Raw genomic sequence first — 22,105 nt, forward strand, 5'->3', positions numbered from 1 at the left:
ATGACTATTCAAATTACTAAGCTAAACACGTACGTTGGATTGAATGCTATTCAAATTGTTCGTTAAAAACAACTGCTAGCTAAAATGTATTGCGCTTACAGAAACGAAATGTTAAGATATAAGGCGAAAGGGCATTAGTTGTCCGAATCTTATTCGTTTTCATTTCAATTGAATAACGCGAATGATTGTATGGGGAGAGCACGCTTGGGCGTCGCCGAAGGAGCAAGTAACTGAAGTTATGAATCTCTCAGGTAACAAGACTCGTACATGACGCAACTCTGGAGAGTGCCGGCATAGATCGGCCACCAACGAGGAAAGCCGCAAGGTCAAACTTTCAGGTACAAGGACAGGGGTTCTCTTAAAAGGGGGACTTCTGTCCTTTTTCATCCCGTATTAACGGGCAGGAACCCCCCACTGATTGAAGATTAACTTTATCAAAGTTATGAATTTAAAGGAGGAAAAGGCTATGGCAGAAGTGTTAAAGCGTACTGTACTTTTCGATAGTTATGCTGCGTTTGGTGGAAAGACAATCGATTTTGGCGGTTGGGAATTACCTGTTCAATTTTCGAGTATTAAAGCTGAACATGAAGCGGTCCGTACTAAAGCAGGTTTGTTTGACGTATCGCATATGGGTGAAGTAGTAGTTAGTGGTGAAGGCGCACTATCCTTTCTACAAAAGATTGTGACGAATGATGTTTCAAAATTGAAAGATGGTCAAGCTCAATATACAGCGATGTGTTATCAGGATGGTGGGACTGTTGATGACCTCCTTATTTATAAACGTGGAGACAATGACTACCTACTCGTTGTAAATGCATCGAATATAGACAAAGATCTTGAGTGGATGAAAAAATTCGCGACAGACACTGTTTTGATTGAAGACAAGTCATCTTCATACGCACTACTTGCTTTACAAGGTCCTATAGCGCAAGAAGTTCTACAAAAAATGACAGACGAGCCACTTGCAGATATCAAGTTTTTCCGTTTTAAGGAAAATGTCAACGTCGCTGGCCATGACGTGCTAGTTTCGCGTACAGGTTACACAGGTGAAGATGGTTTCGAAATTTACGGCTCACCTGAAGCGATTGTTGCGCTATGGCCGGCAATTCTTGAAGCTGGTAAAAGTGAAGGTGTGGTTCCAGCGGGCCTTGGCGCACGTGATACACTTCGTTTCGAAGCGGGATTACCACTTTACGGACAAGAATTATCAAAAGATATTTCGCCGCTTGAAACTGGACTTGGCTTTGTTGTGAAAGTGAACAAAGAAGAGGACTTTAACGGTAAAGAAGCACTTTCATCCCAAAAAGAGAATGGCGTTCCGCGTAAGTTAGTCGGTATCGAAATGATTGATAAAGGGATTCCGCGTACAGGTTATAAAGTATTCCTTGGTGACGATGAAATTGGTGAAGTTACGACGGGTACTCAATCACCTACACTTAAAAAGAATATCGGCTTTGCGCTACTCAAAAGTGCACATACGGAAGTAGGTACAGAAGTTGAAGTTGAAATTCGTAATAAGCGGTTGAAAGCGGTACTAATTGCAACACCATTCTATAAACGCTAATTATTAACATAGGAAAAGGGGTTAACTGGACATGAAGCAGCATCGTTATATTCCAATGACTGAAACTGATTGCGACGAAATGTTGAGCGCTATCGGAATTTCATCTGTAGACGAACTATTTGCAGATATTCCTGAACAAGTTCGATTCAAAGGTGAGCTTGCTATTAAAAAAGCGAAATCTGAATCTGCACTAACTAAAGAACTAGCACAACTGGCTGCTAAAAATGCAGACTCACGTACATATGCATCATTCCTTGGTGCAGGTGTCTACGATCACTATAGACCAATCATCGTCGACCATGTCATTTCGCGTTCTGAGTTCTATACGGCATACACGCCTTATCAACCTGAAATTTCACAGGGTGAATTGCAAGCTATTTTTGAATTCCAAACAATGATTTGCGAATTGACTGGTATGGATCTTGCAAACTCTTCTATGTACGATGGCGGAACAGCCCTTGCTGAAGCGGGTACACTTGTAGCGGGTCATACACGTAGGAAGAAACTTTTCGTTTCAGAAGCGGTTCACCCGGAAGCACGTGATGTTGTACGCTCTTATGCCACTGGTCAATCGATTGAAGTCGTTATCATTCCACAAAAAGATGGCGTAACCGATATTGCTAGATTGGAAGAGATGATTGATGAAGAAACGGCTGGCGTTCTTGTTCAGTACCCGAACTTCTTTGGTCAGATTGAAGACATTCAAAAAATTGGTGAAATTGCACATGATAAAGGCAGTTTGTTTGTAGTGTCTTCGAATCCACTTGCACTCGGCGTATTGACACCTCCAGGGAAACTTGGTGCGGACATTACTGTAGGAGATGCACAACCATTTGGAATCCCTGAACAGTTCGGTGGGCCACATTGTGGTTACTTCGCTGTCACTAAAAAATTGATGCGTAAAGTACCTGGACGTCTTGTTGGAGAAACGACTGACGATGAAGGACGACGTGGCTACGTATTGACGCTTCAAGCACGTGAGCAACATATCCGTCGCGACAAAGCGACATCTAATATCTGCTCGAACCAAGCATTGAACGCACTTGCGGCTTCCGTTGCTATGACAGCTCTCGGAAAAGAAGGCGCAAAAGAGATTGCTTATCAGAACATCGCAAAAACGCATTATGCGAAAGGTGCATTTGAAAAAGCTGGCTTCGAAGTGAAGTTCGGTGGAGCACATTTCAACGAGATTGTTGTTAATTGTAAAAAATCCGTAAAGGAAATGAATGCCCAATTATTCACAAAAGGGATTATTGGCGGTTATGACCTTGGTTTAACATACCCAGAACTTGCGAATCACGTACTGATTGCTGTTACAGAACAACGTACGAAAGAAGAGATTGATGCACTTGTGCAAGAAATGGAGGCCCTTCATGCATAAAGATAATCAGCCGTTAATTTTTGAAATTACTAAAGCTGGGCGTGTAGGTTACAGTCTAACTGAACTAGATGTACCTGAAGTAGATCTCTCTAGTTTAATGCCAGATGGATTTATCAGAAAAGAAGACGCTGAACTTCCTGAGGTTTCTGAACTGGATATCATGCGTCACTACACAGCTCTTTCTAACCGAAATCATGGGGTAGATAATGGATTCTATCCACTTGGTTCTTGTACGATGAAATATAATCCAAAAATTAACGAGTCAGTTGCTCGTTTCCCTGGATTTGCTAACATTCATCCACTTCAAGATGAGTCGACAGTGCAAGGTGCACTAGAAATGATTTATGATCTACAGGAGCATTTGAATGAGATTACAGGGATGGATGAAACAACACTTCAACCAGCTGCAGGAGCACATGGTGAATGGACTGCTCTTATGATGATTCGTGCATTCCATGAAGCAAATGGGGATTTCAACCGGACAAAAGTTCTTGTACCTGACTCTGCTCACGGGACAAATCCTGCTTCTGCTACAGTTGCCGGTTTCGATACAGTAACTGTCAAGTCGAATGAGAGTGGTCTTGTTGATATTGAAGATTTGAAGTCAAAAGTAGGCCCTGATACGGCTGCGCTGATGTTGACGAATCCGAATACACTCGGACTTTTTGAAGAAGATATTCTTGAAATGGCTACCATCGTTCATGGTGTTGGCGGTAAATTGTATTATGATGGCGCGAATTTGAATGCTGTTATGTCCAAAGCACGCCCTGGAGATATGGGCTTTGATGCGGTTCACTTGAACTTGCACAAGACATTTACAGGACCACACGGCGGCGGCGGACCTGGTTCAGGACCTGTCGGTGTGAAGAAGGATCTTATTCCATTCCTACCTAAACCAGTTCTTGTGAAAAAAGAAGATATATATACATTCGAATATGATCGCCCACAGTCAATTGGACGTGTAAAACCATTCTATGGTAACTTTGGTATCTACCTACGTGCTTATACGTATATCCGCACGATGGGTCCTGATGGCTTGAAGGCTGTTACGGAATATGCAGTTCTCAATGCGAACTATATGATGCGTAAATTGGAACCTTATTTTGACTTACCTTATACACAGCATTGTAAACACGAATTCGTGCTGTCAGGTCGGCGTCAGAAAAAACTAGGTGTTCGAACGTTGGATATGGCGAAACGTCTCCTAGATTTCGGCTATCACCCACCAACAATCTACTTCCCACTTAACGTTGAAGAGGGCATGATGATTGAGCCGACAGAAACAGAATCGAAAGAAACACTTGACTCGTTCATCGATGCGATGATTCAAATCGCGAAGGAAGTCGAAGAGAATCCTGAAGTGGTACAAAATGCACCACATACAACAGTCATCAATCGTCTTGATGAAACAAAAGCGGCACGTCAACCAGTACTGCGCTATATCAAAAAGTAAGAACGCTGTAACATTAAGGGCAAATGATTGTACATGAGATTAATTAAAATCATATATTGTCCATAAAGTTGCATATAGTATTAAAAAAGTACATCACTAAGATAATTTAGTGGTGTACTTTTTTTGTAAAGAAGAGCATAAAATGGTGAATTTAAGATAAGCATGAGTCTTTTTCAATTAACCTAAGTTTCGGAAAAATATTTATAAAAGGCATGAAAAGAGCCGGAAATGACCATTTCCCACTTCGGAAACCCCTATATTAAAGGATTACGCTTTTTAATTTTGAATTGTAGTGACCTAAGGAAAAGTCGTGGTAGGGTGGACAGTATTGTTCTGTTCTGCTATCGTAATTATCGAAGAAGTCGGACTATTTAATAGAAGTGCGATAAGCATACATTTATGAAAAAAAGGTTGGTAATGATGACGTTAATAGGAAAGTGTGAAATAACAGATAAAGGTTTGTAGTGACCAAACAAAAAACAGAAATGCCGCTATATAGGGATTTCGAAGCCCTCCAATCGAAAGTTGGGTTAAGATTCTTTATCCCGCATTAAGGGGCAGTACCCCACTGAATTGTCTACACTTTGCATTTGTCTTCCCACTTATTGAAATGGGAGACTTCTGTTGAATGAAGTTAAAATACAGCGAACGGATTATGGACAACGATAGGAGAGTATCTAAAATGGGAATAAGAAATTCAGCAAAAGCAGTTATTATTAAAGAAGAGAAATTACTAACCATAAAAATGCATGAAAATGGTGGAACGTATTATATTCTACCTGGCGGCGGTCAAGAACATGGTGAAAATCTTCATCAAGCATTAGAAAGAGAGTGCAAAGAAGAGTTAGGTGCGGAAGTTGAAATTGGAGAATTGCTATTTGTACGTGAATATATTGGGAAAAACCATGAACTAGCTGCCTATCATTCTCATGCACATCAAACTGAATTTATGTTTTTGTGTAATGTTAATCAAGATACTTTTAATAATGGAATTAGTCCAGACAAGGGTCAAATAGGGACAGAATGGTTACTAATTAATGAATTGCTAGAATATAATATATTTCCCCGAGCATTGAGAAGTCATTTGATTTCTTATTTTGAGAAAGGAAAAGTTGCAACTTATATAGGTGATATTAATTAAATACATTCAAGCATTTTGCTACTAACGAGGCGCAAGTATCGAAACAACGATAATGTTTTTTTCTTCTTAAAATAATTTGGGTTAGTAAAATAGGCTCAACACCGAAACATGTACTTGACTTTTCAACAACTGAGACCTCATCATTACATTCCAGTAAAATCGGTTGTTTGCTATTACTTTCAACTGCAGAGGGTACGAAATATAGATATTTTTTGTATAGCTTTTCATGTCAAGAACAGACTTTGGTGTTGAGCCGTAAAATAAGGATTAATAATTGAAATGTTGAAATACAAAATAGAGGTGAAGTAAAATGGTACATCAAATGGGGTTATATGAAGAGTATTTTCAAGCAATTAAAGAAGGGAAAAAGACGGTTGAGGTACGCTTAAACGACGAGAATAGAAGAAAAATTAAAGTAGGCGATATCATTGAATTTATAAGAGTACCTGAACGAAACGAAACATTAAAAGTTCAAGTTTCAGAGTTAAGAAAATATGATACTTTTGAAAAAATGTATAAGGATATTCCGCTTCAAAATTTTGATTGTGAAGGTTGGACAATGGAAAAAATGGTGGAAGGAACCTATGAAGTATATACGCCGGAACAAGAAAAACAATGGGGAACATTGGCTATCACAATAAAGTATTAAACCAAAATCACTTTAACTATCAGGTGCGTTTTCATGATATGTAGGAATGCTTTTCACGGATGAGGCAGGTTACTGAGTGAGTTGCGATTATCAAGCATTTTGAAACATAGTTGGATCTAAACGTAAAATAAAGAACAAGATGAAAAAGGATAGATAAGGCACATATTATCTGCTTTATCTATTCTTTTTCCCCTTATATATTGGGTAATTGTAAATGAGTTTCTTCTTTCAACAAGTCAATAATAAAACAATTGGCTCCTCCTTTTAAAATCCAATCGAACCTTCATGCTCCCAAGTACCTTTTTTCGAGCGTTTATGCTGTTTTTGCAAGTCCTGGATCCGACGTTCATAGTCAATCTTCCCGTCATAATGGAAACCAAGTGCGACGGACATATACAGTTCATTCAATTGAGAGATGGATAATCCAGCTGTACGCGTTGTCATTTCCTCCAATTGATTGTCACTGAACAATCCTTTTTTGTCGAGTTTCTGCATGTAGTACCGGCGAACTTCCGCAGTAGGGGAAGGGATTTCATAGGTACTGTCAAAACGGCCTGCGCGATTGATAAGGGCAGGGTCGATTTTTTCAGGGTAGTTTGTCGTCCCGATGATAAACAAGCCTGAAAGAATCCTTGCGCCGTCCAGTATGTTCAAAAATGAACTCCGTGAATGTTCCGGCATCGAGTCAATATCTTCGATGACAAGGATTGCAGGAGCCATTCGAGCGACTGTGTTAAACACTTCCTGCATGGAGTAGCTACCGGTGTGCTCAGTGATCTGCCAATAGATAACAGGTGCTGTCGTTGTGCCTGTAATCGATCGGACAAGCGTTGTCTTGCCGTTCCCTGGTGCGCCGTACAATAGGATGCCTCGTTTATAAGGTAGTCCGTAATCTTTATAGAAAGCTCCGTCATCCTTGAAAAATTCGTCGATGGCGCGGAATATATCGCTTTTCATCGTATCCTCAAGAAATACATCATCCCGACCAACTTTTTCTCCAGGTTCAAAGCTTTTCTTTTCGACACCGCTATCGGTATCGACGAGATAGGTGACTGTCGTTTTCATCATTTCACGTTGTAAGTGATTGACCTCTTTAATAAAAGTCATTACTTTTTCGGGTGAAGCGGCGAATAGTTGATATTCAGGCCATGTCGACCCGTTACCTACATAATAGAGTAGTTGGGTGAATGCGACATCGAAATCTGGAAAGTATAACAACTGATTTTCAATTGTCTCAGAAATACGCAATTTGAAACTATTTTCGGTATTAGCCCGTTCCACTTTACCTGTTGGGCGCACACCGTATACATGACCTAAAGATTCATAGAGTAGTTTTCCTTTTCTCATTAATTCATCGATTACGGATTCTGCATGTGAAATCAATTCTTCTGCTTGAATCACTTTCCAGTCCTGCTGTTTCCGCTCATTTAGACGGTTCAACACATGGCGATTTACAGTTGCATAATCTTCGTAATTCGGCAGTGACTCCCGCATGTCTTTTTTGATTGGCAATAAAATCTTTTCTTTCATAAAATTATCATTCTCCATTTCAATTGTTTATTCACCAAAAAAAGTCCCTCCAAGAGGAAGAACTTCTATATTTATTTACTTTTCACTTTACCCGACCACTGACGGAAACCACCTTGTAGGTGAAATAATTGCGCATAGCCTTTTTTCTTTAACATGAGGGCGGCTCTTGCACTTTTCCCTCCGTTTTGGTCATACAAGTAAACGGGCTTATCTGGACGAATTTCTTTGAAGCGCTGACGAAATTGGGAATAAGGAATATTTCGCGCACCTAAAATATGTCCTGTTTCAAAATCTTTCGTCTCACGCACATCAATAAGTTGCGCTTTTCGATAGCCCTCAATAAATTTGCCTTGTGTTAAATTTGTAACTGCTTTGCTGAGACGTCGCATGGTTACGAACATGTACACAATTAAGATAAGTACAATAGCCCCTAAGATATAATAAGTCACAACAACTTTCCCCTTTCTCTTTACTTTCTCATTATAAAGATTTTGTGGCACTAGTTCAATGAGAATGATAAAATAAGGTGCGTCACAAAGGGGGAGTCAGCATGGGAAAAACGATTTGGCATTTTATTAACTCGGGAAAATGTTCGCCATCTTTCAATATGGCGCTGGATGAAGCTTTACTTGAATGGAATAGTATCGGGGAAATCGGTCCAGTACTTCGATTTTATGAGTGGGAACCAGCTACCCTCTCAATCGGCTATTTTCAGAGTGTCGAAAAGGAGATTGAAATGACTGAAGTGGAAAAACACGGTCTTGGATTCGTTAGGCGACCAACGGGTGGAAGAGGGGTTCTCCACGAACATGAACTTACATATAGCGTCATTGTAAATGAAGATTATCCAGGAATGCCTGAAACAGTGACGGAAGCTTATCGCGTCATTTCAGGTGGATTGTTGGAAGGATTCCGCAATCTTGACTTGGATGCAAAGTTTTCCATTCCGGATACAGTCGAGAAAAACGATGATTTAAAAAAACCGAAAACTGCCGTTTGCTTCGATACGCCGAGTTGGTATGAACTTGTCGTTGAAGGTAAGAAAGTAGCGGGCAGTGCCCAGACGCGACAAAAAGGCGTCATTTTACAACATGGTGCGATTCTTTTGGGTCTGGATGAAGACAAGCTTATCTCATTATTTAAATTCAAAACTAGGGAGCAACGTGAACGGATGCGTACAAGCTTGCCAGAAAAAGCTGTGGCGATTAATCGGTTAGTGGATCGTGAAGTAACCATGACTGCGTGTATCGAAGCATTTTCTAAAGGATTTGAAAGCGCATTAGATATGATTCTTGAGCCTTTAGAATTAACGGAAGAGCAGCTCGATTACGTGAGGGGAATTGAGCAGAGGAAGTATGCAAATGACGACTGGACGTTTAAGAAGTAACGTCCAGTCGTCATTAACTTCGTAAGTCAAACTAAAAAACGGAAATGCCTACGTAGGCATTTCCGTTTTTTTAGTTTACAGGGACAGTTTTAGTATCTATTACAGGGTTAGTGACAACTTCCAATACTTCAATTCCGTGTTCTTCAATTTCCAACAGTTTTTCAAAAGAGGCAATCGCCACTTCTACTTGCCTATCATCCGGTTCTTTCGTCGTCAACAGTTGAAGCCACAAGCCAGGATAACCCAAATATTTCAACACTGGAATATTACGCACTAAATTCGTGACTTGCAACACTTCGAATGAAATACCGAGAACAACTGGAATCAGAAGAATCCGATTCACAATACGCAACCATAAAGGATCAGTGGGTACAAGGAAATAAATGAACATCCCAACAATGACTGTGAATAGGATAAAACTGCTACCGCAACGGAAATGGAGTCTCGATTGTGCCTGCACATTTTTGACCGTCATTGGCAAGTTATTCTCATACGTATTGATAACCTTATGCTCAGCGCCATGGTATTGAAATACCCGTTTAATGAGTGGAGTCATTGAAATAAGTGAAATGTAAGTTAGTAGCAAGATGAGTTTGAACATACTTTCAAGTAAAATCTGTGCTGTTTTACCCGGAGCTACAAATTGTAGCATCTCCGCGAGAAACACCGGGACCAGCGTGAAGACGAATTTACCGAACAGGAACGATAACACGGCAACTCCTGCAACGCCAAGCACCATAACCAATTTGGACGATTCTTCAGTTTGTTGTTCTTCCTCACCGGGCATCACGTCGTAGCGTTCATGTGAGAACGTCAAGTGTCGTGAACCGATACCTGCTGATTCAATTATCGCGACAATTCCTCTAACGAACGGGATTTTCTTCAGTTTCATCCGAACGTTATTCTTTTCTTTTGGAAGATGATAGTAGTCAATCGAATTATCTTTCCGTCTAATGGCTGTTACTGTATGATTTTTACCGCCGAACATAACCCCTTCGACAAGCGCTTGGCCCCCATATGCGGGAGGTTGTTGACCTTTTTTCATAAGCTTTCCCACACCTTCTTTCTTATCAACTTAAGCCCTCTACTCATCATACTAAAAATTGGTCGTTTGCTCCACAAATAATGTTTAAAAAGTAGTAATCGGCCCGATACTTTGTAAAGGAGGGGATTCTATGATTAATAATACACTAATCTGGACTTCAATAATTAGTGCATTTTTCACTGTACTGGCACTTGATTTTTTGCGTCTATTCAAATTCATTAGTTGGTCGCCGATTGGTTGGTCAAAAAAGTGGCAGCTATTGGCATCCGCACATTTCAGCATTAAATGGGCGCTACTTTTCGTGGCGCTTACTTTGATATTCGCTCTATTGTATATTGTTGTCTCATACACTACTTCAATCCCGCCATCCGTAACGTCAATTCTAATCGGAATAGTTGTTGTTTTTGCGATTGAATGGACGATTGCCACACCGAAAACACCCTTATCTACAATCAAATCGATTTCCCTTCCTTTTTTCGCAATAATGGCTATAGTTTTAAGATTTATTACGGGAACAGCGGTTTTCATGAAGAAACTTTCAGAGGAAAGTATGAAATAAGTTGCTACAAAAGTACGATATGATAAAATGGGAAAGAAAACAATGAGAGGAGGGATCTGGCGGTGAAACTACTAATTCTAAATGGGCCTAATCTGAATAGACTTGGAAAAAGGGAGCCAGATATTTACGGTGCTGAAACACTTGAAGATGTTGAGCAGAAATTAGACAAACTCGCTCAGCAACACGGTGTTGAAGTATCTTTCTTCCAATCAAATATCGAAGGTGCTCTAATTGACAAGATTCATGAAGCAGAAGACACTGGTCTTAATGGGATTATATTTAACCCAGGTGCGTTTACCCACTATAGCATCGCACTGCGTGATGCTGTAGCTTCAATTAATGTGCCTGTTATTGAAATACACATTTCCAATATACATAGCCGGGAATCATTTAGACAACTATCTGTCATCGCGCCGGTTTGTATTGGTCAAATGTCCGGATTTGGAACGAATGGGTATGAACTTGCCTTCCAAGCTTTCCTCCTACAAAGAAAAGGGGTATGAAGATATGAAACTGACAAAAATACGCGAACTTTTGAAAGAACATGAAATCGATGGACTTCTGATCACGAATCCTTATAATCGCCGGTATATGACAGGGTTTACCGGTTCGGCAGGTCTTGCACTTATCTCAGCCGATGATGCTGTTTTCATTACGGATTTCCGTTATACTGAACAAGCAGAAAAACAGATTGATGGATATCGCATTGTCAAATTCGCGAAAACACTTGTTGAAGAAGTTGCCGTGCAGGCGAAAAATATGAATCTTCGTACAATTGGCTTTGAAAAGGATAATTTGTCTTTCGGTCTATATGAAGTCTATGAGAAGACGGTTGAAGCGAAATTGAAGCCAGTAGCTGGCCTAGTTGAACAACTACGTCTGATAAAAACGGACGAAGAACTGGCTGTATTGAAAAAAGCGGCTAAAATTGCAGATGATGCGTTTGCACATATTTGCACATTTATCCGCCCAGGCGTTACAGAAATTGAAGTTTCGAATGAACTTGAATTTTTCATGCGTAAACAAGGTGCAACCTCTTCATCTTTCGATATTATTGTAGCTTCGGGTGTACGTGGTGCGCTTCCGCATGGTGTTGCAACCGACAAAGTAATTGAGTCGGGTGAACTAGTGACACTTGATTTTGGTGCGTTGTACAATGGGTATATCTCAGACATAACAAGAACGATTGCTGTTGGCGAGCCTTCAGAAAAAATGAAGGAAATCTATGCAGTCGTACTCGCAGCAGAGGAACTTGGTGTCAAAGAAATTAAATCGGGTATGACAGGTAAAGAAGCTGATGCAATTACGCGTGATTATATTACGTCTAAAGGCTATGGCGAAGCATTTGGTCATTCAACTGGCCATGGGATTGGTCTAGAAGTGCATGAAGCACCTAGTCTAGCGTCTAAATCAGACACGGTTCTTGTACCAAATATGACCGTCACAGTTGAACCTGGGATTTATCTACCAGGTATCGGTGGTGTCCGTATTGAAGATGATATTATCATGACAAAAGACGGTAATGAACGACTCACTCATTCACCAAGAGAACTACTTATTCTGTAATTCATTAATTTATTGGGGGAAATAGCATGATTTCAGTTAACGATTTCAAAACAGGCCTTACAATTGAGTTTGACGGAGACATCTGGCGGGTAATGGAATTTCAGCATGTTAAACCGGGTAAGGGAGCGGCATTCGTCCGTTCGAAACTGCGTAATTTACGTTCAGGTAACGTCAATGAAAAGACTTTCCGCGCTGGAGAAAAATTAGCGAAAGCACAGATTGACAACCGCCGTATGCAGTACCTATACGCAAATGGCGAGGAACATGTCTTCATGGACAATGAGTCGTACGAACAAATTGAACTTCCAGAAAAACAGATTGAAGAAGAATTGAAATATTTGAAAGAAAACATGGAAGTGCATGTTATTCAGTTTAAAGAAGAAGTACTGGGTGTTGAGCTTCCAGTCACAGTTGTCCTTGAAGTGGCTGAAACAGAGCCTGGCATCAAAGGTGATACAGCAAGTGGCGGATCAAAGCCTGCTAAATTAGAAACAGGTCTCGTTGTCCAAGTTCCTTTCTTTATTAACATCGGAGACAAATTGATTATCAATACCGAAGAAGGCGAATACGTTTCGCGCGCACATTAAAATTCACATTTCTATTTATATATAACTATAAAAACACTTTACAACCCAAACAGGGATTGTAAAGTGTTTTTTCATATCCGTCTGCCCTGTAACATAGAATATCGACAATAGGGGGAGTACCGGATGGAATTGAATGATTTACTACGAGTTGCCGGTATCGGATTGGTCATCGGTTTCCTGCATATCTTTTTTGAACAAACAGGAAAGAAAGAATTTTCCTTTTTCTTGTTTTTTATCGCTTACATCTATATTACTGCCGAGATGCTACGGTTTCTTAAAATTTTCTTTATGGAAATCGCGGAATTCTTTCAATGGTTGTCCATGGCAGCCTAATGTTCACATTAGTACAGACAGTTGTCGTTTTCCTTCTTCTCCTAGTGATTGCATTTACAGTTCCGAAATTACAACCACTTTTATATGTTTCTATTTTTTTTTACACCTTGCATCATTTAATTAATAAAATACTTTTTCCATTTGGAAGGAATTTCGTGAAATTGTTTGAGGCACTTCCTGATCCGTTTGCAAAATTATTAATTGGTAGTGCTATTCTTTATTATATTTCCGAGCTCATTACCAAGCATATCGAAGACGCTGGTTTTGGATCTCTTGCAGCGATGTCTCATTTCGCTGTTAAAATTACAATTCTCACCTTATGGCTTCAGCAGACGACAGCGTTAATCGAAATACTTTCCACACTCATTTCAAAATGATCGGACGGAACATTCATGATTTCCTTTGTTGAAACGATTCTTGGAACTGTATTATCTAGTTTCGTCATTGTTATTATTTCGTCCTTTATGGCATTGATGGTTGATTTTTTATTTCCATCATTCGCGAAATGGACAAGAATGTTACTGATTCTCCTAGTCATAACAGTCGTATTACAACCTGCATTTGAACACTTAACACTTATTCGGGATATTGCTCATTCGATTTCTATGATGTTTATATCTATATATCCCATTTTGACGGCGAGTATGATTGCATCTGGCGGTGCGTTTGGCTTATTGAACTTCCAACCAGCGATGCTACTATTTGCGAATGGGGCTATCGTTTTAACAGAGCGTGTACTCATCCCACTTTTAACGGCGGCACTCATTTTTGATCTAGCTTCCAGAATTTTACCATCTGTTCCGTTTTCCAAAATGTCAGACTTAATCCGTACGACCCTTCTAGGTGCTGTTTCAGCCGTCGTTGCCACCTACTCCATCTTCATCACTGCTGGCGGAACAATGTCTTGGGCACTTTCAGGTCTAGCAAGTGAGCCAATCAAAGAACTAATTAAACAAAATGTCCCATTAATTGGCTCCTTTATGACGGAAAGTTTGGGGACGATAGGCCGTTATTCTTCTGGCGCAACGATCTTCGCAGGGGGATGGCTCATCACTTCAATCTGGACTATCGCTCTCGTTCCATCTATAAAAACATTACTTACGGCCTTTTTCTATAGATGGACGGCCGCGCTTATCGAGCCTTTCGCACAAGAGGATATTACCGGCATTCTAGACGATATTGGAAAAACGCTATTTGTATTATGCGCAGTATCATTTCTAATCGCTTTCGCCTTTATTTACACCGCACTTTTTTCAATAATCCTTGTGAAACTGATTACGACAATGAAATGAGGCTAAAGGATGGAATCTTTTTAAGCGGGATTATGCTAATCACTCTGTTATCTTCAACAATCCTGCTTTTATTTTCAGAGGAGACTGAAGATATTTTTCTACCAATTGTCAAACTTGCAATGGGCATCTGGATTATTCAATCTATCTTCATACTTTTTGGTCATAGCCTCTTATGAAAATGCATAAAATGAATCATTGATGACAGGACACAGCGCCGGCTCAATGAATGGAAATGGTGATGGTATGAAAAAACCAGCAAAAAAAATCCAAACAATCCTCCTTGGAACGATTAGTATCCTAGTCATCATTTTCATCAATTCCATTCTTGGAGGAGTCGGAGGGAAGAAGGGGCAAGAGGAGGAGAATCGTGGAAATGTAGCACTAGAAGAGGCGCTGATGAGCATCAAAGGAATTGGGGACGTTTTGCTCTATTTTCATTATGAACAGGGAGAGATTACCAATCCGCTATCCGATTATTTTTCACCATCCACCACTTCAGCAAAAAAGGGTAATCAGCTTCAAGGTATCCTTGTTGTTGCAGAAGGTGCGGAAGACCTTAAGGTGCGGAGCGAGTTATCGAGAATCCTGTCGGCCGTCCTCCAATTGTCCGAACACAAAATTGTTATTGTTGAAATGAAGAAAAGGGGGAAAACAAGTGAGAACAAATAAGCGAACAGTGTGGTTTTTAACTTTGCTCAGTCTTGTAGCTGTCATCTCCATCTACTACGTCAAAGGAAAAGAGCCGATGTCTTTCGATGGAATTAGTATATTCACGAAAGAAACAACGGATATTGCTAAGTTGACTGAGGGGATGGATGATTCGAACAAAAAAATGCCTGTATTTGCAGAGACAGTATTATTTGAAGAAATGCGTATGGAAGTACGCAATGAACGAAGTAAGTTAAATGATCAGCTAAGGACGAAAATCGGATCCGCAGAATATACAGTCACTGAAAAAAATGAAGCGGTAAATGAAATGGACCAGCTGACAAAGCGTAATTCTGCGGAAGCACTTATGGAAATGGAAATCAAGGCGCTCGGTTATCAGGATGCATTCGTACGCACAGAAAATGGAAAGGTGACAATAACAGTATTATCGACAGAGGGTCAATCTAAAAAACAAGCCAATGAAATCATTCATTACGTAAAATCTAGTTGGGATGATGCGCGGGATGTGCAAGTCAATTTCACTGGTGAAACTTAAGGAAAATAGGGCCCTAATTAGGGTCTTTTTTCTATTAAATAATGATTTTAAGGATAAATCACTTTTATCTGTTTCAATATGGAGTGAAAACGTCTAAAATAGATTAGAACCTAATTATAACGAAGTCAGGAGAATCGATCATGCTAAAAATCCAAGAAATACGCGAAATTATCAAACTAATTGATCAATCTTCAATTGAAAAGTTTTCATTTGAATCCGATGGGGCGAAAATAAAACTTGAAAAAAGGAGCGCTCAACAAAAACAAATAATAACGGTCACAGAATCTGCTCCTGTTATTCAATCGGAACTTGCTGCCGTTCAACCTCAACAAGTTGAACCAGTTATTGTACAAAAACAGGAAGTGTCCGTAACGCCTGTAGCTGTTTTACAAACTGAAGATCCCTCATTGCATAAAATCACTTCACCTATGGTTGGGACGTTTTATTCGGCATCTTCACCTGAAATAGCGGCTTTCGTACAACAAGGTGACAAAGTTACAACTGAATCGATTGTCTGCATCGTTGAGGCAATGAAACTGTTCAATGAAATTGAAGCAGAAGTTTCAGGGGAGATTGTTGAAATTCTTGTAAAAGACGGACAACTTGTTGAATACGGACAACCTCTCTTTCTTGTAAAAGCGAATTGAGGAGGAAAGACAAAATGAAAAAAATCTTAATTGCTAACCGTGGCGAAATTGCAGTTCGTATCATTCGAGCTTGCAAAGAGCTTGGGATGAAGACAGTCGCAGTCTATTCTGAAGCAGATCGGGATGCCCTTCATGTCGAATTGGCGGATGAAGCATACTGTATCGGCCCGAAATTATCGAAAGATAGCTATCTTAACTTCTCAAATATTATTAGTGTCGCAAAATTAACTGGTTGTGATGGAATTCATCCAGGATATGGTTTTCTTGCGGAGAATGCGAGTTTCGCAGAGCTTTGTGAGGAGGTCAACATTGAATTCATCGGACCTACCGCTGATGCGATTTCACGGATGGGTATCAAAGACGTAGCACGTGAAACGATGCGTCAAGCGGGCGTTCCGATTGTACCGGGTTCCACAGGAATTGTTGCTGATGAAGAAGAGGGTCTACGCATTGCTGAGGAGATTGGCTATCCCGTCATCATTAAAGCAACGGCGGGTGGAGGCGGAAAAGGGATTCGTGTGGCAAGGGACAAAGAGGAACTTGTCAAAGGCATCAAAATCACTCAAAAAGAGGCAGCAGCTGCTTTTGGTAATCCGGGTGTCTACTTGGAAAAATTCATTGAAGTATTTCGTCATGTTGAAGTCCAAGTGCTTGCAGACAAATATGGCAATACAGTTCATCTTGGAGAACGTGATTGCTCAATCCAACGCAGAATGCAGAAGCTTGTAGAGGAAGCACCTTCACCAGCATTAACGCCTGAATTGCGTAATGCGATGGGAGAAGCTGCTGTTAAAGCAGCTGAAGCAGTTAATTATCGTGGAGCAGGAACGGTTGAATTCATATTTGATCATATTAACGGCAAGTTCTATTTCATGGAAATGAACACGCGTATCCAGGTGGAGCATCCAGTTACTGAGATGATAACAGGCATCGATTTGATCCAGCAACAACTAAAAGTCGCGGCAGGTGAAAAATTGGCGTTCCGGCAGGAAGATATCAAGATCAACGGCTGGTCAATTGAATGCCGTATAAATGCAGAAAATCCATCGAAAAACTTCATGCCATCGCCAGGGAAAGTTACAATGTATATGGCGCCTGGTGGTTATGGTGTTAGAGTTGACTCAGCAATGTACACGGGCTATTCAATCCCGCCATTTTATGATTCGATGGTGGCTAAACTAATTGTGCACGCGGACTCGAGAGAAGAGGCGGTCGCACGTATGAAGCGCGCGCTTGACGAATTCATCATTGAAGGCGTCGAAACAACTGTACAATTCCATTCAAACCTGATGGACAATGAAGTCTTTAAATCAGGAGATTTCGATACTAAGTTCCTTGAGAAATATACGATTATGAACTAAACAAGGAGGAATAGGAATGTCTATTAAGTCAATCTCAACATTCGACGGAATGGCTCCTTTGGGGGATGTCGAGCTTGGAAAAGTGCAGCTTGCTCCCGAAGTTCTTGAAGTGATTATCGGAATTGCAACAACGGAAGTAAAAGGTGTCGCGAATACAAGAGGGAATTTCGCAACAGGAGTTGCTGAAAAGTTTGGTAAAGTGATGCATGGTAAAGGGGTAAAAACAGAGTGGTCCAAAGATGGTCTAACGATTGATGTGTATTGTGTAGTTGAATACGGCTATTCAGTACCCGCAGTTGCAATGGAGATCCAGATGCAAATTCGTGATGCTATTTTCCATATGACTTCACTTAAAACGAACGAAGTCAATGTCCACATTACAGGAATCCAATCTGAGACGGGAATGGAAACGGTATGAACTGAAAAGCATCGTCCCGTCGGATGATGCTTTTCAAATTGACTTATTGTATTCAGGGACCCATTTTGTGCTATGATTATGCCCTAGAGGTACAGTAGAGGAGATTGAATATGAAACGAAGAGAAGCACGTGAAAAAGCGATACAAACACTTTTCCAACTTGATAATACAGAACTATTATCAGTGGATGAGGCAATTACTTACGTAACAGAGGAGCCTGCTAATCCATTTTATGAGCAACTCGTTCGGGGAACCGTTCAAAACAAAGATGAGATTGACAAAGCAATCGTAGGGGAATTAGAAAATTGGTCGTTGGATCGTCTGCCTAAAATTGAACGAACTATCTTACGACTTGCTATTTATGAACTACTTTTCAATAAGGAAGTTCCACATAGAGTTGTCTTGAATGAAGCGATTGAACTCTGTAAAACGTTTGGTGATGAAAAGTCAGGTCGCTTTGTCAATGGAGTTCTATCAAAATTTGCCGAAAGTTAACTGAAGGCGACTGGAGGAAGTATGATGAGTGGAAAACTGATTGATGGTATTGCAATTGGAAAAGAGATAAGAGAAGAAATCAAAGCAAGGGTATCTGATCTTAAAGCCGGTGGTTGTACACCAGGTCTTGCAGTTATCTTGGTCGGGGATAACCAGGCTTCCCGTACATATGTGACGAACAAAGAGAAGTCGAGTAAAGAGGTGGGCATGAAGTCAGAGCTAATTGAACTTCCTGTTTCAGTATCTGAAGAGGAACTGTTGGGTCACGTCACAAGATTGAACAATGATCAGTCGATTCATGGGATACTTGTTCAATTACCTTTACCAACTCATATCAATGAAAACCATGTTATCAGTGCGATTGATCCTTCGAAAGACGTGGACGGTTTTCATCCAGTAAACGTAGGGAAGATGATTATTGGTCAAAAGACATTCTTATCTTGTACGCCTTACGGAATTATTAAACTTTTAGAACGGACGAATACCGAAATTAGTGGGAAACATGCTGTTATCGTTGGGCGAAGTAATATTGTTGGAAAACCGATGGGTCAGTTATTGTTGCAGCGTGACGCAACGGTTACTTATTGTCACTCTAAAACGAAAGATTTGGCGGAATTTACAAAGCAGGCAGATATTCTAATTGTCGCAATCGGCAAAACAAAGTTTGTATCGGAAGAACATATCAAAAAAGGTGCAGTCGTTATCGACGTCGGTATGAATCGGGACGAAAACGGGAAATTATGCGGGGATGTCGATTTCGATAAAGCTAGGGAAAAAGCTTCTGCCATTACACCTGTACCTGGTGGGGTGGGTCCAATGACTATAACGATGCTCCTTAAAAATACTTTGCATAGCGCTGAAGAAGCTTTCAAAAAAGAAACATGTACGAAGCAATAATGAAAACTGACAGACGCTGTTTTTCATTGAGAAGACAGCGTTTCTATACGTCGTGAATTGGGAGGCGTAGAATTGACAGGAAACCCTTATTTATCTGTGCAGGCCCTAACCAAATATATTAAACGAAAATTTGATGCAGATCCCCATTTACGCAATGTCTTTGTTAAAGGTGAACTATCCAATGTGAAAAATCATCCAAGTGGTCATATTTACTTCACTTTGAAAGATGACAAAAGCCGGATCCAATCGGCCATGTTTCGCACTAGTGCGACTGGGCTGAAATTCAGGCCTGAAAACGGCATGAATGTACTCATCACAGGTGATGTAACTATCTATGAATCCAGTGGACAATACCAATTGTATGTTCAGACAATGCAACCTGATGGAATCGGAGCTTTGTATCTTGCGTATGAACAATTAAAAGAAAGCCTTGGAAAAGAAGGGTTGTTCGATACGCGCTGGAAAAGTCCGTTGCCTGTATTTCCACATACAGTCGGTGTAGTGACAGCGCAATCAGGTGCAGCGATTCAAGACATCTGCTCAACGATTGAAAGACGTTACCCTCTTGCGGAAATCATCTTGTTTCCCGCGATTGTGCAAGGACAGCAAGCAGCTCCTTCCATCGTCCAAGCAATCAGACAAGCAGATGGTCATGGTTCAATTGACGTGTTAATCGTTGGACGGGGCGGAGGTTCAATCGAGGATTTATGGGCATTTAACGAAGAGTCCGTTGCAAGAGCGATTTTCTCTTGTAGGATTCCCATTATCAGCGCAGTCGGCCACGAAACCGATACAACGATTGCTGATTTCGTATCGGATAGAAGGGCTCCCACTCCAACAGCCGCCGCCGAGATGGCTGTCCCAGCTCGGGAGGATTTACTTGAGAGGATTTTAGACCGTAAACGGGCGATATATGGCGCTTTATCCCATCAAATTAAAAACGAACGAAAACGGCTGATAACCTTACAAACATCTTATCCGCTTCAGTTTCCTGAACGGCTATACCGTCCGTTTACAGAAAGACTAATTGGATTTGAAGGAAGGCTGGAACGTAGCGGTCAAGAGATTCCGAGTCGCCGATTTTCAGATTTACAAAGACTTAGCGGTATGCTATCATCCTACTCACCAAATCGGCGTATAAAGGATGGGCATCGAAATACGACTGTACTCACGGAGCGACTTTCGCGCGCAGCCAATCAGGATATCCGCATACGGTGGGATAGGTTATTTTCTTCGGTTCGAATGTTGAAAGCACTAAATCCACTTACTCTAATGGAGCGTGGCTATTCAATCGTTTATCAAAACGGAACTGTCGCTAATTCCGTTACAACAATGGAAGTCGGAACAACTATCCAAATTCGTTTACAGGATGGGATAGCCGAAGCGAAAGTCCATTCAATTATTACGAACGATGGGGAGGAAATCTAATTGGATAAAGAGCCAATCCGCTTTGAAGAAGCGATGCTGAAATTAGAAGAAGTTGTCCAAAAGCTAGAAACAGGGGATGTCCCTCTCGAGGATGCCATCACATTATATAAAAAAGGTATGGAATTTTCATCTTATTGTCATGCTAAATTGCAAGATGCCGAAAAACAACTAATTTCCCTCATTGACAAAGAAGGAAATAAAACATCGTACGAACCAACAAAAGGTGCAGATTCTGATGCATGAAGTACTTGAACGGTTTATCAAAGAAAATCTCCCGGCAATTGAGGGGAAACTGAATAGCCTACTTACATGTGAAAATATACCTAAAACACTGCAATCATCCATGGTTTACTCGGTAAATGCTGGCGGAAAACGAATCCGACCACTCCTCGTTCTTGCTACACTTGAAGATCTTGGAGCTACATCAAAAGATGCCCTAACGGTTGCCTGTGCTGTCGAACTGATCCATACGTATTCTCTCATTCACGATGATTTACCTTGTATGGATGACGATGATTTCAGACGTGGCAAGCCAACTAATCATAGAATGTATGGGGAAGCGGTTGCAGTTCTTGCGGGTGATGCGCTTCATACACTTGCATTCAATAGTTTAACGAAACTCACCGACACATCAGCCGAAGATAGTCTTCACATTATGCAAAAACTTTCGGACGCTTCCGGAGCAAATGGAATGGTAGGAGGGCAAATGCTGGATCTCGAAGGTGAATCAAAATCACTTTCACTGACAGAACTTGAAAAGGTTCATGTCAATAAAACGGGTGCACTTCTCTTATTCTGCGTCGAGGCAGGAGCGATTCTAGCGGGTCTAAATCAAGAAAAAATAACACAACTAAAAAATTATGCTTGGAATATTGGACTTGCATTCCAAATTAAAGATGACATTCTCGACATCACGTCAACAACAGAAGAACTCGGAAAGACCGTCGGGAGTGACAATTCGAGTCATAAGTCTACATACCCATCATTACTTGGTCTCCCGACGGCTGGGGAACGTTTGGCTGAATACCACCAGATTGCAAAGGAATCCCTTGCATTCCTTGGAAAAGAGCAGTTGCTACTTGGATTATTTGCAGATTATATCGTTGATCGGAAATCGTGATGGGAACGAATAGGTTGTACTAGACGTCCTTCTTGTTATAATGAATTAA

The 22,105-nt window shown here is 40.7% G+C and carries 26 protein-coding genes and 1 riboswitch; of the genes, 23 read left to right on the forward strand and 3 right to left on the reverse strand.

Going from position 1 to position 22,105, the window contains the following annotated elements; all coding sequences use genetic code 11:
• Nucleotides 1-181: 181 nt before the first annotated feature.
• Nucleotides 182-273, forward strand: a riboswitch (glycine riboswitch).
• A 193-nt stretch (nucleotides 274-466) separates the two neighbouring features.
• The 5 genes from gcvT to H4683_RS04190 all read left to right on the forward strand — a co-directional run bounded on the left by gcvT (nucleotide 467) and on the right by H4683_RS04190 (nucleotide 6,188).
• Nucleotides 467-1,564 carry a glycine cleavage system aminomethyltransferase GcvT gene (gene gcvT / locus H4683_RS04170; RefSeq protein ID WP_192597580.1) on the forward strand — a complete coding sequence of 366 codons (1,098 nt, stop codon included), beginning with the start codon at nucleotides 467-469 and terminating at the stop codon, nucleotides 1,562-1,564.
• 31 nt (nucleotides 1,565-1,595) lie between these two features.
• Complete coding sequence (gene gcvPA, locus H4683_RS04175) at nucleotides 1,596-2,945, forward strand: aminomethyl-transferring glycine dehydrogenase subunit GcvPA (protein ID WP_192597581.1); 1,350 nt, start codon at nucleotides 1,596-1,598, stop codon at nucleotides 2,943-2,945.
• Nucleotides 2,938-4,398 carry an aminomethyl-transferring glycine dehydrogenase subunit GcvPB gene (gene gcvPB / locus H4683_RS04180; protein WP_192597582.1) on the forward strand — a complete coding sequence of 487 codons (1,461 nt, stop codon included), beginning with the start codon at nucleotides 2,938-2,940 and terminating at the stop codon, nucleotides 4,396-4,398. The genes gcvPA and gcvPB overlap by 8 nt, the downstream gene beginning before the upstream one ends.
• A gap of 682 nt (nucleotides 4,399-5,080) precedes the next feature.
• Nucleotides 5,081-5,539 carry an NUDIX domain-containing protein gene (locus H4683_RS04185; protein ID WP_192597583.1) on the forward strand — a complete coding sequence of 153 codons (459 nt, stop codon included), beginning with the start codon at nucleotides 5,081-5,083 and terminating at the stop codon, nucleotides 5,537-5,539.
• 310 nt (nucleotides 5,540-5,849) lie between these two features.
• On the forward strand, nucleotides 5,850-6,188 hold the full coding sequence (locus tag H4683_RS04190) for an ASCH domain-containing protein (RefSeq protein ID WP_192597584.1): 339 nt from the start codon (nucleotides 5,850-5,852) through the stop codon (nucleotides 6,186-6,188).
• 264 nt (nucleotides 6,189-6,452) lie between these two features.
• Here H4683_RS04190 and H4683_RS04195 read toward each other — a convergent pair whose 3' ends face one another.
• Nucleotides 6,453-7,718 (reverse strand): ATP-binding protein, encoded by a 1,266-nt coding sequence (locus tag H4683_RS04195; RefSeq protein WP_192597585.1) that lies wholly within the window; start codon nucleotides 7,716-7,718, stop codon nucleotides 6,453-6,455.
• 71 nt (nucleotides 7,719-7,789) lie between these two features.
• Nucleotides 7,790-8,119: a rhodanese-like domain-containing protein gene (locus H4683_RS04200; protein WP_192597719.1), complete on the reverse strand. Its 330-nt coding sequence runs from the start codon at nucleotides 8,117-8,119 to the stop codon at nucleotides 7,790-7,792.
• Nucleotides 8,120-8,268: 149 nt separating this feature from the next.
• Between H4683_RS04200 and H4683_RS04205 the strand changes: the two genes are divergently transcribed.
• Nucleotides 8,269-9,105 (forward strand): lipoate--protein ligase family protein, encoded by an 837-nt coding sequence (locus tag H4683_RS04205; RefSeq protein ID WP_192597586.1) that lies wholly within the window; start codon nucleotides 8,269-8,271, stop codon nucleotides 9,103-9,105.
• A gap of 70 nt (nucleotides 9,106-9,175) precedes the next feature.
• Here the strand turns inward: H4683_RS04205 and H4683_RS04210 are convergent, their stop codons facing one another.
• On the reverse strand, nucleotides 9,176-10,150 hold the full coding sequence (locus tag H4683_RS04210; protein ID WP_192597587.1) for a DUF1385 domain-containing protein: 975 nt from the start codon (nucleotides 10,148-10,150) through the stop codon (nucleotides 9,176-9,178).
• 130 nt (nucleotides 10,151-10,280) lie between these two features.
• Between H4683_RS04210 and H4683_RS04215 the strand changes: the two genes are divergently transcribed.
• The 17 genes from H4683_RS04215 to H4683_RS04295 all read left to right on the forward strand — a co-directional run bounded on the left by H4683_RS04215 (nucleotide 10,281) and on the right by H4683_RS04295 (nucleotide 22,056).
• Nucleotides 10,281-10,709, forward strand: a complete 429-nt coding sequence (locus H4683_RS04215) for a hypothetical protein (protein WP_192597588.1) — start codon at nucleotides 10,281-10,283, stop codon at nucleotides 10,707-10,709.
• 62 nt (nucleotides 10,710-10,771) lie between these two features.
• A complete protein-coding gene (gene aroQ, locus H4683_RS04220) occupies nucleotides 10,772-11,212 on the forward strand; it encodes a type II 3-dehydroquinate dehydratase (RefSeq protein WP_192597589.1) in 441 nt (146 codons plus the stop codon).
• Between the two features lie 4 nt (nucleotides 11,213-11,216).
• The gene (locus H4683_RS04225) at nucleotides 11,217-12,275 is read left to right on the forward strand and encodes a M24 family metallopeptidase (RefSeq protein ID WP_192597590.1); all 1,059 of its coding nucleotides are present in this window, start codon (nucleotides 11,217-11,219) and stop codon (nucleotides 12,273-12,275) included.
• Nucleotides 12,276-12,301: 26 nt separating this feature from the next.
• On the forward strand, nucleotides 12,302-12,862 hold the full coding sequence (efp, locus tag H4683_RS04230; RefSeq protein WP_192597591.1) for an elongation factor P: 561 nt from the start codon (nucleotides 12,302-12,304) through the stop codon (nucleotides 12,860-12,862).
• Nucleotides 12,863-12,985: 123 nt separating this feature from the next.
• Complete coding sequence (locus tag H4683_RS04235) at nucleotides 12,986-13,195, forward strand: SpoIIIAC/SpoIIIAD family protein (protein WP_192597592.1); 210 nt, start codon at nucleotides 12,986-12,988, stop codon at nucleotides 13,193-13,195.
• A 155-nt stretch (nucleotides 13,196-13,350) separates the two neighbouring features.
• Nucleotides 13,351-13,572 carry a hypothetical protein gene (locus H4683_RS04240; RefSeq protein ID WP_192597593.1) on the forward strand — a complete coding sequence of 74 codons (222 nt, stop codon included), beginning with the start codon at nucleotides 13,351-13,353 and terminating at the stop codon, nucleotides 13,570-13,572.
• A gap of 15 nt (nucleotides 13,573-13,587) precedes the next feature.
• Nucleotides 13,588-14,487: a stage III sporulation protein AE gene (locus tag H4683_RS04245; RefSeq protein WP_192597594.1), complete on the forward strand. Its 900-nt coding sequence runs from the start codon at nucleotides 13,588-13,590 to the stop codon at nucleotides 14,485-14,487.
• Nucleotides 14,488-14,685: 198 nt separating this feature from the next.
• Entirely contained in the window at nucleotides 14,686-15,156 is a 471-nt protein-coding gene (locus tag H4683_RS04250; protein WP_192597595.1) for a hypothetical protein, read from the forward strand.
• Nucleotides 15,143-15,691 (forward strand): SpoIIIAH-like family protein, encoded by a 549-nt coding sequence (locus H4683_RS04255; RefSeq protein ID WP_192597596.1) that lies wholly within the window; start codon nucleotides 15,143-15,145, stop codon nucleotides 15,689-15,691. Before H4683_RS04250 ends, H4683_RS04255 begins: the two co-directional genes overlap by 14 nt.
• A gap of 140 nt (nucleotides 15,692-15,831) precedes the next feature.
• Nucleotides 15,832-16,338: an acetyl-CoA carboxylase biotin carboxyl carrier protein gene (accB, locus tag H4683_RS04260; RefSeq protein WP_192597597.1), complete on the forward strand. Its 507-nt coding sequence runs from the start codon at nucleotides 15,832-15,834 to the stop codon at nucleotides 16,336-16,338.
• Nucleotides 16,339-16,352: 14 nt separating this feature from the next.
• Nucleotides 16,353-17,699, forward strand: a complete 1,347-nt coding sequence (gene accC / locus H4683_RS04265; protein ID WP_192597598.1) for an acetyl-CoA carboxylase biotin carboxylase subunit — start codon at nucleotides 16,353-16,355, stop codon at nucleotides 17,697-17,699.
• A gap of 16 nt (nucleotides 17,700-17,715) precedes the next feature.
• Nucleotides 17,716-18,117, forward strand: a complete 402-nt coding sequence (locus H4683_RS04270; RefSeq protein ID WP_192597599.1) for an Asp23/Gls24 family envelope stress response protein — start codon at nucleotides 17,716-17,718, stop codon at nucleotides 18,115-18,117.
• Between the two features lie 110 nt (nucleotides 18,118-18,227).
• Nucleotides 18,228-18,611 (forward strand): transcription antitermination factor NusB, encoded by a 384-nt coding sequence (gene nusB, locus H4683_RS04275; RefSeq protein WP_192597600.1) that lies wholly within the window; start codon nucleotides 18,228-18,230, stop codon nucleotides 18,609-18,611.
• A 24-nt stretch (nucleotides 18,612-18,635) separates the two neighbouring features.
• Nucleotides 18,636-19,508 (forward strand): bifunctional methylenetetrahydrofolate dehydrogenase/methenyltetrahydrofolate cyclohydrolase FolD, encoded by an 873-nt coding sequence (folD, locus tag H4683_RS04280; protein ID WP_192597601.1) that lies wholly within the window; start codon nucleotides 18,636-18,638, stop codon nucleotides 19,506-19,508.
• Nucleotides 19,509-19,580: 72 nt separating this feature from the next.
• Nucleotides 19,581-20,936 (forward strand): exodeoxyribonuclease VII large subunit, encoded by a 1,356-nt coding sequence (gene xseA / locus H4683_RS04285; protein ID WP_192597602.1) that lies wholly within the window; start codon nucleotides 19,581-19,583, stop codon nucleotides 20,934-20,936.
• On the forward strand, nucleotides 20,937-21,179 hold the full coding sequence (locus H4683_RS04290) for an exodeoxyribonuclease VII small subunit (RefSeq protein WP_192597603.1): 243 nt from the start codon (nucleotides 20,937-20,939) through the stop codon (nucleotides 21,177-21,179).
• Entirely contained in the window at nucleotides 21,172-22,056 is an 885-nt protein-coding gene (locus H4683_RS04295; RefSeq protein ID WP_192597604.1) for a polyprenyl synthetase family protein, read from the forward strand. The genes H4683_RS04290 and H4683_RS04295 overlap by 8 nt, the downstream gene beginning before the upstream one ends.
• Nucleotides 22,057-22,105 lie beyond the last annotated feature (49 nt).

The organism is Sporosarcina limicola (assembly GCF_014873855.1).
In the GTDB taxonomy this organism is placed as follows: domain Bacteria; phylum Bacillota; class Bacilli; order Bacillales_A; family Planococcaceae; genus Sporosarcina; species Sporosarcina limicola.

Coding starts and splice junctions, on each gene's coding strand:
- H4683_RS04295 (WP_192597604.1), top strand. CDS start 21,172: ATGCATGAAGTACTTGAACGGTTTATCAAAGAAAATCTCCCGGCAATT.
- H4683_RS04250 (WP_192597595.1), top strand. CDS start 14,686: ATGACAGGACACAGCGCCGGCTCAATGAATGGAAATGGTGATGGTATG.
- H4683_RS04195 (WP_192597585.1), bottom strand. CDS start 7,718: ATGAAAGAAAAGATTTTATTGCCAATCAAAAAAGACATGCGGGAGTCA.
- folD (WP_192597601.1), top strand. CDS start 18,636: ATGAGTGGAAAACTGATTGATGGTATTGCAATTGGAAAAGAGATAAGA.
- nusB (WP_192597600.1), top strand. CDS start 18,228: ATGAAACGAAGAGAAGCACGTGAAAAAGCGATACAAACACTTTTCCAA.
- efp (WP_192597591.1), top strand. CDS start 12,302: ATGATTTCAGTTAACGATTTCAAAACAGGCCTTACAATTGAGTTTGAC.
- gcvPA (WP_192597581.1), top strand. CDS start 1,596: ATGAAGCAGCATCGTTATATTCCAATGACTGAAACTGATTGCGACGAA.
- H4683_RS04190 (WP_192597584.1), top strand. CDS start 5,850: ATGGTACATCAAATGGGGTTATATGAAGAGTATTTTCAAGCAATTAAA.
- accB (WP_192597597.1), top strand. CDS start 15,832: ATGCTAAAAATCCAAGAAATACGCGAAATTATCAAACTAATTGATCAA.
- H4683_RS04245 (WP_192597594.1), top strand. CDS start 13,588: ATGATTTCCTTTGTTGAAACGATTCTTGGAACTGTATTATCTAGTTTC.
- H4683_RS04185 (WP_192597583.1), top strand. CDS start 5,081: ATGGGAATAAGAAATTCAGCAAAAGCAGTTATTATTAAAGAAGAGAAA.
- accC (WP_192597598.1), top strand. CDS start 16,353: ATGAAAAAAATCTTAATTGCTAACCGTGGCGAAATTGCAGTTCGTATC.
- H4683_RS04205 (WP_192597586.1), top strand. CDS start 8,269: ATGGGAAAAACGATTTGGCATTTTATTAACTCGGGAAAATGTTCGCCA.
- H4683_RS04270 (WP_192597599.1), top strand. CDS start 17,716: ATGTCTATTAAGTCAATCTCAACATTCGACGGAATGGCTCCTTTGGGG.
- H4683_RS04210 (WP_192597587.1), bottom strand. CDS start 10,150: ATGAAAAAAGGTCAACAACCTCCCGCATATGGGGGCCAAGCGCTTGTC.
- H4683_RS04235 (WP_192597592.1), top strand. CDS start 12,986: ATGGAATTGAATGATTTACTACGAGTTGCCGGTATCGGATTGGTCATC.
- H4683_RS04225 (WP_192597590.1), top strand. CDS start 11,217: ATGAAACTGACAAAAATACGCGAACTTTTGAAAGAACATGAAATCGAT.
- gcvPB (WP_192597582.1), top strand. CDS start 2,938: ATGCATAAAGATAATCAGCCGTTAATTTTTGAAATTACTAAAGCTGGG.
- gcvT (WP_192597580.1), top strand. CDS start 467: ATGGCAGAAGTGTTAAAGCGTACTGTACTTTTCGATAGTTATGCTGCG.
- H4683_RS04215 (WP_192597588.1), top strand. CDS start 10,281: ATGATTAATAATACACTAATCTGGACTTCAATAATTAGTGCATTTTTC.
- H4683_RS04200 (WP_192597719.1), bottom strand. CDS start 8,119: ATGTTCGTAACCATGCGACGTCTCAGCAAAGCAGTTACAAATTTAACA.